Source organism: Halohasta sp. A2, assembly GCF_056175805.1.
In genome coordinates, this window is sequence record NZ_JAQFWV010000086.1 from 1 (window position 1) to 12,443 (window position 12,443).

At 47.2% G+C, this 12,443-nt stretch carries 12 protein-coding genes; 4 read left to right on the plus strand and 8 right to left on the minus strand.

Features of this window, described 5'->3' with window-relative positions; genetic code table 11:
- Nucleotides 1-68: 68 nt before the first annotated feature.
- Both O2S87_RS16325 and O2S87_RS16330 read left to right on the plus strand, forming a co-directional pair.
- A complete protein-coding gene (locus O2S87_RS16325; protein ID WP_475409830.1) occupies nucleotides 69-1,850 on the plus strand; it encodes a type IV secretory system conjugative DNA transfer family protein in 1,782 nt (593 codons plus the stop codon).
- Nucleotides 1,843-2,250, plus strand: coding sequence for a hypothetical protein (locus O2S87_RS16330; RefSeq protein ID WP_475409831.1), 408 nt, complete (start codon nucleotides 1,843-1,845; stop codon nucleotides 2,248-2,250). The genes O2S87_RS16325 and O2S87_RS16330 overlap by 8 nt, the downstream gene beginning before the upstream one ends.
- Nucleotide 2,251: 1 nt before the next feature.
- Here O2S87_RS16330 and O2S87_RS16335 read toward each other — a convergent pair whose 3' ends face one another.
- The 7 genes from O2S87_RS16335 to O2S87_RS16365 form a co-directional block, all read right to left on the minus strand.
- On the minus strand, nucleotides 2,252-2,701 hold the full coding sequence (locus O2S87_RS16335; protein ID WP_475409832.1) for a hypothetical protein: 450 nt from the start codon (nucleotides 2,699-2,701) through the stop codon (nucleotides 2,252-2,254).
- Nucleotides 2,698-4,407 (minus strand): ATP-binding cassette domain-containing protein, encoded by a 1,710-nt coding sequence (locus O2S87_RS16340; RefSeq protein WP_475409833.1) that lies wholly within the window; start codon nucleotides 4,405-4,407, stop codon nucleotides 2,698-2,700. Before O2S87_RS16340 ends, O2S87_RS16335 begins: the two co-directional genes overlap by 4 nt.
- Complete coding sequence (locus O2S87_RS16345; RefSeq protein ID WP_475409834.1) at nucleotides 4,397-4,912, minus strand: hypothetical protein; 516 nt, start codon at nucleotides 4,910-4,912, stop codon at nucleotides 4,397-4,399. Before O2S87_RS16345 ends, O2S87_RS16340 begins: the two co-directional genes overlap by 11 nt.
- A gap of 83 nt (nucleotides 4,913-4,995) precedes the next feature.
- On the minus strand, nucleotides 4,996-9,033 hold the full coding sequence (locus O2S87_RS16350) for an HNH endonuclease (RefSeq protein ID WP_475409835.1): 4,038 nt from the start codon (nucleotides 9,031-9,033) through the stop codon (nucleotides 4,996-4,998).
- Nucleotides 9,034-9,325: 292 nt separating this feature from the next.
- Nucleotides 9,326-9,481: a hypothetical protein gene (locus O2S87_RS16355; RefSeq protein WP_475409836.1), complete on the minus strand. Its 156-nt coding sequence runs from the start codon at nucleotides 9,479-9,481 to the stop codon at nucleotides 9,326-9,328.
- A gap of 149 nt (nucleotides 9,482-9,630) precedes the next feature.
- Nucleotides 9,631-10,149: a hypothetical protein gene (locus O2S87_RS16360; RefSeq protein WP_475409837.1), complete on the minus strand. Its 519-nt coding sequence runs from the start codon at nucleotides 10,147-10,149 to the stop codon at nucleotides 9,631-9,633.
- Nucleotides 10,150-10,152: 3 nt separating this feature from the next.
- Entirely contained in the window at nucleotides 10,153-10,521 is a 369-nt protein-coding gene (locus O2S87_RS16365; RefSeq protein ID WP_475409838.1) for a DUF6908 domain-containing protein, read from the minus strand.
- 141 nt (nucleotides 10,522-10,662) lie between these two features.
- Between O2S87_RS16365 and O2S87_RS16370 the strand changes: the two genes are divergently transcribed.
- Nucleotides 10,663-10,902: a ribbon-helix-helix domain-containing protein gene (locus O2S87_RS16370; RefSeq protein ID WP_475409839.1), complete on the plus strand. Its 240-nt coding sequence runs from the start codon at nucleotides 10,663-10,665 to the stop codon at nucleotides 10,900-10,902.
- Entirely contained in the window at nucleotides 10,853-11,167 is a 315-nt protein-coding gene (locus O2S87_RS16375) for a type II toxin-antitoxin system RelE family toxin (protein ID WP_475409840.1), read from the plus strand. The genes O2S87_RS16370 and O2S87_RS16375 overlap by 50 nt, the downstream gene beginning before the upstream one ends.
- Before the next feature lie 191 nt (nucleotides 11,168-11,358).
- Here the strand turns inward: O2S87_RS16375 and O2S87_RS16380 are convergent, their stop codons facing one another.
- Complete coding sequence (locus O2S87_RS16380; RefSeq protein ID WP_475409841.1) at nucleotides 11,359-12,330, minus strand: tyrosine-type recombinase/integrase; 972 nt, start codon at nucleotides 12,328-12,330, stop codon at nucleotides 11,359-11,361.
- Nucleotides 12,331-12,443 lie beyond the last annotated feature (113 nt).

The window sequence follows — 12,443 nt, forward strand, 5'->3', positions numbered from 1 at the left end:
GATAAAATTAAACGTCACGAGTAAATCCTTACGCCGTATAGTATTTTCAGCTAGATAAATTTACCGTAATGAACGCTCAAGAGCTACAGAATCTGACGTTTCTGTCGGTGTTTCTTGGACAGGCTCTCCAGGACGCCGAAAAAGACCACGGCTTCTGCATCATCAACCCCAAAGGAGGCCTCATCGACGAACTCATCGCCAAACTCCCCGACAAACGAGTCGACGACATCATCTACATCAATCCTGGACAGGAGCCGGTAACTTCGATAAACGTTCTTGAACCCGCGATCACGGACGGAATGACCGTGGCGCAGAAAGAAAACCAGAAAGAGATCATCGTCTCCGACCTCATCGATCTATTCAAACGCCAAAGCGAGAACTGGGGAGACCAATTCGGACGAGTACTCGAAACACTGCTCCGAGCCCATATCGACCTTAACATCAAAGAAAACGGATCTAAGACTCTGATCGACGTTTTCCGCTGCGTCATCCAAAACGAGGCCCTCACCGAGCTCATCGACCAGACAGAAGACCCAGTGACTCGGGAACAGCTTGTCCGGATCAAGGAGGATATGTCCAGCTACGAACTGGAACCTCTCCAACGCCGACTGAACGACTTCGTGATGAATCCCACCATCCGGAGAGTTATCGGAGCCGAAAAAAGCGGAGTCAACTTCCAACACGCCATCAACAACGGCAAAATCATCTTGGTCGACATCCAGAAAGGAGAAATCGGCGACACCGTCTCAGAACTCGTCGGCTCCATCATCATCACCAAGATCTGGGCCGCAGCACAGAGCCGGGTCACCCAACCGATCGACCAACGAGTACCCTTCCATCTCTACGTCGACGAACTGCAGAACTTCGCAGGCGAGGGAAGCAACTTCACCAAGATCCTGAGCGAGGCCCGCGAATACCGGCTCGGTTGCTGGCTCGCCACCCAATACCTCGACCGACTCGCACCGGAAATGCGGAGAGCAGTCACCAACAACTGCCGAACCAAAATCGTATTCGACCCCACTGGCAGCGAAGACCTCTCACGGATCGCCAGGATGCTCAAAGGCCTCGACAAAAACGACTTGACACGGCTCGGAAAATACCGGGCAGCCGTCCAGAAACCCGCAGAACGAACCCAGCAAAATGCAATCACCTTCGACACCTACCCACCATGGGAAACCGATTACAGCAGCGTCGAGAACATTAAAAAGAAGAAGGCCGCTGCAACCTCGACACAGAAAGCCGAGATCACGTTGAATCAGTCGCTCGGCAAATCCAACAACGCCGGGAAAGAAGCCCATCAAGAACTCCTCGCAGAAGCCAAAAAAGAGTTAGAAGAACGCGGGTTCATGGTGAACCTACTCTACCAAGACCCAGGAGACGACAAACCAGACGGCCACGTCCACATGCCCAATGGCGAGATCGCACACCTCGAAGCCGAGCTCTCCACGCTCAGCAAACCCGTGAAAGTCCTCCGCAACCTGCAACGAGCCGCTGAAAAAGACCGGGAAACCATCTTCATCGTCGAACAGGGCAAAGCAGCCAAACTCAAAAACATCGTCGACGACCCGAAAAACCGGCGCGGAAACGACCACGAAGACTCAGACGGCAGCTACAGCTACTACACACTCGACGACCAACCATTCACCGACTTCGAAACAATCGAAAACGCCGAATACCGGATCCTCGAACACGGAGAAGAACTCCAAAAATACGAACAAAAGACCCCTGACTGCCCTGAACTCCAGCAGTACGATCGTGAAGAGTTAGAGGTCTTCTGCCTTGAACGAGAAGAAGACGGATTCTGCACCGCACTCGAAACCCATTGCGTCCTAATACAGAGCGATGACTGAAGTAGAGCTACGGAACAAGGACCAAGCCGTCCTACAAAAAATCAGAGAAGGCCTCAACGACACCCAAAAAATCACCTCACACACCACACTCGAAAACCACCACGTCCGCTACGCACTGAAAAAACTCAACAACAAAGGCCTCATCCACCTCGAAAAACCCGACGGCATGACCGAACGCGTCATTAACGGGCAAAGAAGAGTCTTCCAAAAACCCTGGCAAGCCACACTCACCGAAAAAGGCCTCAACCACCTCGAAGAATCCCTAAAACAGGAGACAGAGGCCTACGGAAACATGACCCACAAAGAACTCATCCAGAAAGTACACCAACTGGAAGCTGAAATAGAGACTCTCCAACGCTCACTAGAGGCCTTTAGAAAGCAAGTGAAAGAACATCTATAAGCTATACATCGGTTTGATACGGCTCTTCCTTTGCTTCCTGAATCTCTTCATCCTTCTCAATCTCAGATCCGGATCGATTCTTATTGTTTGATGCAATATCTCTCATCGCCTCCTGCTTCTCGTCAAACCCATCTTTCAGCTTCGAGAGCCCTGTTGACAATCCCTGAACAAAACGCTCACCCTTACCAGTGATTCGAAAACGGTGCGGCTCGCGATCCTCATCAACATCAGCCATCTCCAAATCCTCATAAGATTGCATCCTACTCGAAAAACCAGGGTCAAGCGGACCGTGCTCTTCCCTTCTGAACTTCCAATCATCAGAATCAGTCTCTGAGTTCCTATATTGGTACAGCGACTTGTGGTATTTCAACCTGCCCTCAATCTCCCCTTCAAACTCAGAGAGCATCATCAACCGCGGATGCAACTCTTCATCTCCATCATTATCAGTCATATGAAGTCACCGATCTTAGTCTGTAGAGGCTCCCTTTTCAGGATCTCTACCTGATCAAAACGAGGATCTATCGAGGTGTTAGAACTGGTTACAATTAGCTGTTTATCTAAAGATAAAATGTACTCAAGTGCTGCTTCTCGATTTTCCTCCTCTTGTAGATTTGAAAATGGTTCATCCAATACTACTACATCCCACTCAATAGCTCCGCTCTCGGTCGCAAATCGGCCCAAGGTACAGGCAAAAGAGATATTCAGCAGGTGAAGCTCAGAACCACTCAAGTTACCTCCTCTATCGTACTCACGGAGATTATTCCGTCCAGGGAACTGAATTCGTCCCTCCTCAGAAATACTGATTCCAAGCTGTAGATTAGAATTCATCTGGTTGTAAGCATCTTCCCAAGCCTCACTGAACTCCTGAATACCTGCCTCGAAACTTTCCTCGGTCAATTCTTCAACCAGTCCTGATGCATGATCATAGGCCTCAGAATAGGCATCAGATTTCTCTTTGATCCTATCAATCTTTTCGTCAAGACTCTCGCGATCAGATTCGAGCTCCTCTAAGTTAGTAGAAATTGATTCAAGCTCTTCTTGCACATGATCATGAACCTGTTGAATATTGTGGTCGTAATTATCCAGTCTCCGCTTAGTGAACCCATCTAATTCTTCGAGTTCAGGCCTATCTTCTTTCAGATCGTCAATCTGATCAGAGACATCATCTCGTTGATCTTGTAGCTCTTCAATCTCTTCCTTCAATTCCTCAAGCAGATCATCAGACTCTTCAATCTTCTTACTAAGACGTTGCTTCAAACGATCAAGAGAATGATTGTGACCACAGTAAGGACAGTAGCCGCGCTGAATCCGATTCTTAGCTTTCTCAGTTGTAATCCTGCGATCACAGGTAGGACAGACAAAATCATTGACTGCCTCCGCAATTATATCATTTACTTCAGATTCGTAGTTCTCCTGCTTCCTTTTCTTCCGGTGAAGCTTCCGAAGACGCTTACGCAAACCCTCCTTTTCTTTGAATAACGCATCAAGCCTGCCCTCTACCTGCTCATCTTTCTTCAACTGTTGGCTGAGCTCGGCCAGTTCACCCGACTCAATTTGCGATTCAAGCCGATCGTATTTCTCTTTTTGCGACTCCAGATCACTAATCTGCCTGTCGAGATCAGACTCTTCCTCTAAAATACGGCGTTTGGTATCTTTTGTCTCAACTACCAGTTCGCTCAGTTGCTCTTCAGCATCTTCTAACCGGGAAATTCTTTGTTCAAGTTCTCTATTAGTAACACTCCGAATTAGTTTGGTTCTTTGACTTCGACTCAAATCGTCTAACGGCATTTTGCCGATATGAGAGTGGACAAAAAGAGATTTTAGAAGATTCGTATCCCCAAGATCATCAGAGAACACCTCAGAAGCTTTCGAACCCTGTAGTGTTTCACCTTCTCTTTCATACTCGGCTTCTGGATTACCCCGAAAGAACCGACTGTCATTTGTGAACTCTAATTCAACCTCATTTTGGCGGCCAGTTGCCAAATCAATAGTATATTGTGGCCCAAGAAGATTGTAAAGAATAGCGTTGAAAGTCAGTGTTTTACCTGTTCGACTTCCTCCCCTGAGCAGCTGTGAATCATTACTTACTGATTCGATCTCCATTCCTCGATGCTCGCCACCAGCGAACTCTTCAATATTTAAGGAGTTAATCTTCATCTGTTATAGAGTATAGTTTTACTGAACTTTTAATTACCTGTCGGAGATTGCGATATTCTCGGTAACTGAATAAGTAAACCACTATAAGAGACCCAATCAACGAAAGACCGGCATACATCAAGCCATACAAGTAATTTACAGCAAACGGCAGAGAACATCCGATCAGCAATCCAGAAAGAATAGTTACTAAGTGTCGGTGTGCTTTCCCATCCATTCTATCTATACGGTCTTGAATATCCTGATTAGCATCCCAATAGAACTCGTCTTCACCCGTACGCTCGTCAATACTGCTGAAAATCTCCTCAATCACATCACCTGCAAAAAGCTCCATCAAACCGTCATTGAATAAAACACTCACAAAAACCAAGACTACAGAAGGAATTCCAGCAGCCAATAAATAAACAGTATTACTCAGTTCGAACGATGACAAATAGAGAAGCCCTGCGCTGTAGATGAAGAGGAACAGAGCACCCCAACTCTGTTGAATCTGCTTACTAAGCTGCATAAACAACTATCAACACCAAAAAGTTAGATAACTTTCCCCTCACACCTTCCATATCAATTATATAACTAAGCACACGATCTAAATCAACCTGGACTGTGGTAATCACTCTCGGTTTCTCTGACGAACTCACCATCCTCGTCAAGATGGAATACTGCTCGCATCTGCGTTTGGCCCATCTGATTTCCTCGCATATCCCCTGTGATCATTCTCTTCTCACCCTGTACAACCCAGACAATCTCCAAACCCTCATTACCTAATTCTTCCAAGATATTACCGCTTGCTCCGATCATCGACAAGGAATCCGCCCGATCGTACAGTCTTTCTGCTTCCGATAAATCAGCTACTCTAACCGGGTTTGACGACTGCTGTCTGAACTCCTTCGTATCCCCGACCCACTCCAAATCTAGTAAATCCGCAAGGTAGGGAGAAGGTCCATACATACCATACTTCTCGTCAACAGAACAGTCATACTCTGCCTCCCACAACAAGTCCAAAGCCGTGTTCTCGACGTCAACAGGACAGCCCCTGATGGCTGAAGCACCGTCTTCCCAACGATCTTCCACCAGTGGATGCCACGGGAATTCCCCTCTTAAAGTCTGTGTAAACACGGGTAGAGAAACTAATTCGCCTTTTTTGTCGTCGCTATCAACCCAGTTCTCGGTAATCCAATCCACTACGCTTTGTTTTTCGTCTTGGTCTACAATTACGGGATCAACTCGGCAAAATACATCCCGATCAAGCCGTGAATCAGTATCCTCCTCAGCACTCCACTTGTAGATACCATGTAACGGAACCCACACTTCACCGTTTACAGAAAGCTCCAGCAAGGGAACCAATTCAGGGAATTCTTCGTGATCCTCGATCCATTCTTCAGTCGAGGCTTCGTTAATACGGCAGTCATACTCAACAACATCATCTAAGGAAACATCGGAATCCGGATTAGGGTTTAGCACGGAAGGATCGATATCTCTGTTGAAGTATGCCCAAGGACCGTTGTAAGGCCTTTCCGTTGTTGAATTCGAGAATTCGCAGTTATCAGTTACCCAAGCCACCAGTTCATAGTAGGCGATCCACTGATACTTTTTGCTGAACCGTTCCGGCTTCCTTGTCCCCCTACCGTGGTTCGACCATCGATTCAGGTAATGGTCAAAGTCACCGAAGTAGTCAGGATGCCAACCAAGATCGAATACCCTCTTCGTAATCCAACGTAGAGCCTCAGAACCGGTTAAATCATACCCGTGAACATGGCTACCATCGTGGTTGGTGCCTACGATGTATCTCGCAAAGTCACTGAAACCGTCTCCCTCAAATCCGGACCCTGTTAATCCTATCCAGAAACGGGATTCAAGCTCCGAATCCGCATCCTCTAACCGTTCAGTCACCTGCTCCCGTAGCTCCTCAGATGTCGGTATATCAATACTGAACGAGCTATCATATGGAGGTCTGACCAGGTCTAAGTCCACAGTGTAACTATCGACTTGGTGATTTGCTAGTTCCACTAATCCTCTGGCATAGTCCCTTATCAAGAGATGCGGTGTAGGATCGTCGTCTTCAAACTCTAATTCGTAGATGGTATCAGACAATTCAGTCACCGCATCATTTTCCCTGTGCCGTAGACCCCCGCCGTAAGCGGCTGCATAGATGCGTTCCAAAATGTACGGATCATTCACGTCCTGGAAACGCTTAATCAGGCCAATGTAGATCTCAAGATCAGATCCGACTACGTTAACTATTGACTTGGTGGCTCGATCACGGACATATCTATTAGGACACGAAAAGAACCAAGAGAGCGAAATCGACATTAAGCGTTTCAATTCCAGAGATTCAATCGGCTCATGCTCCAGAGAGTATCCCCAGTTAATCAGTCGGAAGACCTCAGAAGTCTCCTCCTTGAACTCCTCGTGAAGAAACATCGACCAGTTGAAATCAATGGCCACGACTTCCTTGTTTATTAGAACGCTGTGAAGGTATTCTGCGTTCAAGGGATGATCAGTGCTTGTAGCCAAGGTAAGCAATACTCGCCACAACTCATGCAAGTCATCAAGAAGCTCGATCTCCTCCCAGAGGAACTCTTCAACCTCTTCTTTTAATCCACCTTCCGAGTCAGTAAGTGTTTCAGGATCACGCCAACCCAAGCTCTTGATGAACGGTGTGAGTATCTCGTCCGAATCAAGATACTCGAATATCTCCACACCTTCTTGTTCAGGAAGATGGATAGCAAACGCCTGAATCAGACCTGGATACAGATTCGGGTTCTCAAATATCTCCTGTAGGCTATCGTTCTCAGAGACGGCTTCCCCAAAGTCGTCTTCTACGTATAGATCCAAGTACTGTTGTGCCAGCATGTGATCTGCGAACTTGTCATACGAAAACCTAACAGATTGACTGTCATCTTCCTTAAAAGGAACCACCTCCGAAATCACACCTTCGCTCAAAATGTGCCTGTAGAGGCTTTCAGGATACCGTCTGCCCGGTAGGAAATCATCAATTATCTCCTTCGCTGTCTCCTTCGGGAGATGCTTCGTTCCTTCACCTTGTTGAGCCATTTCACGGGCCAAGGCCTCTACGGCCTTCCTCACCTTGTTCTCGCTTGGGTCGTACTCCAGCCTCCGCCAGAGCCGGTCGTTGACCCCATTGATGTATCCTTCAAAAATCTGGGTCAGTCCTTCAGGCCCGTGTGATATTCGACTCTGCCCCTGTCTCTCCAGGTTTTCACAGAACAGTTTCAGAAACAAGGGAACCTGGAACTCGCGTTTTAGAACAGGGATTGAGGAATGTTCTATCCCGTGTTCGTCGAAGAACTTTCGAACTGCGTCGTACTCTACGTCTCTGAAACCGCCGTGACGTGTTTCAACTATCTTTTCCTGAATACTGTCTGGAATTACAAGCTCCTCGTATCCAGTACGGCAGCTAACACATAGGCCGATGTGCGGATAGTCCTCCAGTTTTTTCAGAATACCTGGAAGCTGCCTTGCCCAAATCTGTGGATCAGGGCTCTCATTCAAAGCATCAATCATAATCAGGGATCGAACTCCGCGAGACTCGCCGAGAGAATTCAGGGCACTAAGGAAGTCTTCAGTCGTACAATTCAGTCCAAACCGTTCGATAATTTGAGTCCAGACATCTCTGCCGGAGAAGTTCTCTCCGAGTACTAGGACAGTGGGATATCCTTCCTCCACACGGGCTCTGGCGACGTTGCAGAGTAAGTGGGTCTTCCCCATACCAGCTTTGCCAAGCAGCTTTAGAGCGGGTGTTTCTGCAACCTGTAGGTCTTGGCTATCGACAAACCTTCGGAAATTGTAAACTTCATTTCGTACCTGCTGGAAGTAGTGGAGAGTTCGTTTTTCGGTAGATTCTCTGGTCTCTTCTTCGGCCTCTTCCTTGAGAGTGCGGAGTTCTGGTTCCAGTTCCTGTTTTGCCTCATCTGCTTGTTCGAGTGTTTCGTCCAGTTCTTGGATCGGAATTTTCTCGGTAACTTGGTCGATATCTTGGAGTAATTCCGGGATCTTCTCTACCGCTTCACGTAGATCTATATAGGCATCTTCGTCCGCCGTTTCTAAGACGGATATGTAGTTATCGGTGAACAAGCTGCTTGCTTCGCCATTGAGATCTTCCAACCGATTTTCAACGTTTTCTATGAAGGCCTGTGTTCTACCGAGCGGTTCGAAGATGTCTGATGCGCTGGTATCAACATGGAGTTCCGGTGTGTACCGATCTTTAGCGTTTGAGATGGAGACTTCGACTTCGGTCTCTAATTTTGAGTCAGTTAATTGCAGCTCGGTTAGGAGTTCGTCGGAAAGTTCTGTTCCGGCTGCGTCTTGGCCCTCTTGCTGCTGTTTCCAATGCTCAAGTTTCTCGATAGGGTACTCCTCTGGATTTTTATCAATGTAGGTGTGGTGGGTAGGGCAGAGGAGAATGAGATTAGAAAAGGCGTCGACCTCGTCTTCACTTAGATCAGGATCGTACCTTGGGCCCCCTTCGCTTTGGGCTCTGATGTGGCAAATTTCACCTATCACTATTTTCTGCTCAATATCAGCAACCTCCTCTTCACAGTCTGGGTGGCCACACTGGTTCCCAGATGCCGCCCAGAGAGTTTTTAGAGTTGAACGCTTGATAGTCATTTCATTTGCGTATTATTACCGAGGACATTGATAGCATTACTATTTTCCGGAGTCTCTTGCTTCTATAGGGCTCAAGTCGTGGCGTCGAAAATGTATGCCGGGGATTCGACGTTTTTGAGTTTGTCAGAGTGTATGATGCTGTTTCTGGAGTTACCTGCGATTGATCTGGTGTCATCGAATTCGTTGTTTATCATTTTGGTTTTTTGTCGTGTGAAGGAGTATTAGGGCATATTTCTTTGTCGAGTAAGGGTTTGACTTGGTTTCAGATTGGGAATGTTTGTCCGATTGTGGATCACTTTTTGAGGCATTGTTCGAGGAGTTTTTCTTGGGTGAGTGATGCGATGATGAGGCTGCGTTCTTGGGGCTTCATCTGTGCGAAGGCCTTTTTATACCGGTTGATTGTATCGCGCGAGACCCCGACTTCTTCGGCAGTCTGTGTCTGATTCATTCGGACAATACAATCAATGTAGGCCGTGGCGTTGTCTCGTGTAAGAGAATATTTTGAGAGAAGATCGTCTACTTCAGTCATGGATAGATTTTGGATTTTATTTATAAATAAGAGAGGGAGGGAAACAAGCGATCCTACCCTCTTGGAATTTACGGGACGATCCATGTTTCGTAAATATACTGAGTCATGATTTCCACGTAATCCTCAATGATTTCTTCCGGATCCCGGTCTTCTGCAAGCCGTTCAACAATACGCTCTTCATCATTTTCATCGGGGAGATGTATGACAATGCCGTCTTCTCCATTGTAAAAGGGAGTTGCATGGAGTTCCAATGGGAATTTGCTTGGTTGATTTAGAGACCAGTAGAGGGTTGAGGCCTCTTTGTCGTACTGGAGCTCCCAATCTTCGTACTCTGCATCTTTGTGTTTCCAGTAGATTCGGGTTGCCGCTGTTTCTCTCAAAAGATGATTTTTGGCCTTCCGTTCTGCATCAATTCCTTCCCAGCTTTCACCGCATTTGCACTCAATACGGTCGCTTTCCAGATGGTCTGGCCGGTGATCTTCATGCTTGATTCCTCGGTCAAATTCATAGTTTTCAGTTAATCGAAGAGACTTCACGACTGTTGTAGGGTAGTAGCCTGTCAGTTGGTGATCGGGTGAAGGTTCCACTTTTTAGATCTCACCTCCGTTCTGGACAGCTTCGATGAAGCCCTGGTTCTTCAGATTTCGGCTCCACTGTTTCACAAAGGATTGGATACGGGGCAACCCGTTTTCGTTGTGTTGATGGATCATCGGGTGCTGTGTGTATCGTATAGGAGTCCATTTTCCAGGGGTGTTGATTCGGAAGACGATTTCGGGGTCGCTCATTAGGTCACCCATCTGCTTGTGGTAGTGGGCTACACTGATCCGGTTGTCTCCGATTTTTTCAATGGTTAGATCCATTGTTCCGGAGGCCTCAATTGTGTAATGGTCCCCGGTTTCCATTTGTGATTCAGGGTTTGTGATTCCGTGGTGTTCCAGTATTTTCTTGACAGTCTTCATTTTATTCAACCTTATATGACAATTAGACTATAACTTTTATATAAGGTTAGGCTATGTGTAAGATAAACCTATTTGTTGTAGAAAGCTGGGTCTTGACGAATCCAGCATTAATTATATAAAACTTATATCAAAGTTATACTTATGCCAACTACTTCAGTAGATATCCCCTCCGTCCTCTACCAGTACATTGAGACAGAGGTAGAAGGGGGACAGTACAAATCGAAGGCCGAGGCCATCCGATCCATGATACGAAAAGAAATGGAGAGAAAGCACTCTGTCAACGAAGAATTATCTAAAGAAACACTGAGAAAGATCGAGGAAGCCCGCGAGCGTGGCAACGTTGAAGGAGACATTAGAGAACTTATCGAAAGCAGTCTTTGAACAACAGTTCCGACTCGACTACGAAAAACTCGACGAAGACGTAAAAACCAAGATTGCCAAAGAGATCAAAGAGCTCGTCGAAGAATACCGTACGAATCCTTGGAATCACCCTCAAGTCAAATACATACCAAGCCATGGGGAAATCTGGCGACTGAAAGTAGGGAAAAGAGGGCAAAAAACAGATCACAGAATATTCTTTGATCTCCACGAATCAGAAGGCCTCATCTTCCTCAGCGTAGAACACCGCGACACAGCATACCAATAAAAAAACGCGGCCTCAAAAACCATCATTTTCAGCCCCGAACAAAGGCCCAGAAACAGCCCACACACTCAAATTACAGCCCTGAAAAACAGCCGTGAAACAGGCCTCAAACAGGTAGCGACTATACACTGTACCGTGGTTACCACATGAAAGGCAAAGAGGCGGGGGCCTATAGAAGGCCTCATCCTGCCGAGTTAATCAATCATGTTCACAGCCTCACTCTGTCGATCCACTGAACTATGAGCATACTTCTGCGTGGTCTGTTTGGATCGGTGACGGCACTGTTTCGCGGCGGTCGCTAAGTCGGCTTCTTGAGCGATAAACGTCGCTGTGCTATGCCGGATACTGTACGGCGTCAGGTCACGGTTCTCTAAGTCAAGGCCTGCCTCTAAAGCGATTTTCCGGAACACCGATTGCCGGAAACTGTCTTTGTTGTACCGATTGCTTTGTTGGGTGAGCCACATCGCGTCCCGGTCATCGTATTTCTTAATGGCCTCTCGTTCCCGCTTCCACTTTTTCAGGATCGACACGGTCTCCGGTTTCAAAGCCACAATCCAGTTCTCCCGACTTTTGCTCGATTCTTCTTCTGGGATCCGCAGCACACCGTTGTCGGGATCGAACCATTGGATGTTCGCCCGTTTGATTTCAATAGGCCTGAATCCGGCATCCAACGCAACGAAAATCATCGAGGTGTACTTGAACGAATTGGCCTTGTTGAAATCCTGAATCGTAACCTCTTCCTCGGGTTTCTGCAGTTTCTGGGCCAAGTATTTCTTCCACCGGGTTCGTTCGCTCGGTGTCATTGAGTTGTAGTGGGGTACTGTGCCGTAGCTCATCGCGGCCTGCCGCATCTTCTGCCGATCCTCTTGTGTCAGGTACTCCCGAGGCTGATATGTCGTAGACGGATCGCTGTACTCGATCTCGGGCTCCCATTCGATGTTCCGGTTCCGGGCGTCACGCTGCCACTTGAACAAGGTCTGCACTGCTTTCTGATAATGGCACTTCGAGGATTCTTTCATGTCCTGCTTCGCCAAGTGGCGCATCCAGTTGTCCGCGTGAACCGGCTTGATATCCTGCACGTAGTGCTGTTCGTCTTGCCATACCCAGCGATAGAACAAATCCAGTTTATTCATCCGGCTTTTCGCCGTGCTATAGAGCCTGTCCAAGAAACACCGACAGAAACGTCAGATTCTGTAGCTCTTGAGCGTTCATTACGGTAAATTTATCTAGCTGAAAATACTATACGGCGTAAGGATTTACTCGTGACGTTTAATTTTAT

Excerpts from the sequence above, each read along its gene's own strand:
- O2S87_RS16325 (WP_475409830.1), top strand. The coding sequence starts at position 69 with ATGAACGCTCAAGAGCTACAGAATCTGACGTTTCTGTCGGTGTTTCTT.
- O2S87_RS16330 (WP_475409831.1), top strand. The coding sequence starts at position 1,843 with ATGACTGAAGTAGAGCTACGGAACAAGGACCAAGCCGTCCTACAAAAA.
- O2S87_RS16335 (WP_475409832.1), bottom strand. The coding sequence starts at position 2,701 with ATGACTGATAATGATGGAGATGAAGAGTTGCATCCGCGGTTGATGATG.
- O2S87_RS16340 (WP_475409833.1), bottom strand. The coding sequence starts at position 4,407 with ATGAAGATTAACTCCTTAAATATTGAAGAGTTCGCTGGTGGCGAGCAT.
- O2S87_RS16345 (WP_475409834.1), bottom strand. The coding sequence starts at position 4,912 with ATGCAGCTTAGTAAGCAGATTCAACAGAGTTGGGGTGCTCTGTTCCTC.
- O2S87_RS16350 (WP_475409835.1), bottom strand. The coding sequence starts at position 9,033 with ATGACTATCAAGCGTTCAACTCTAAAAACTCTCTGGGCGGCATCTGGG.
- O2S87_RS16355 (WP_475409836.1), bottom strand. The coding sequence starts at position 9,481 with ATGAATCAGACACAGACTGCCGAAGAAGTCGGGGTCTCGCGCGATACA.
- O2S87_RS16365 (WP_475409838.1), bottom strand. The coding sequence starts at position 10,521 with ATGAAGACTGTCAAGAAAATACTGGAACACCACGGAATCACAAACCCT.
- O2S87_RS16370 (WP_475409839.1), top strand. The coding sequence starts at position 10,663 with ATGCCAACTACTTCAGTAGATATCCCCTCCGTCCTCTACCAGTACATT.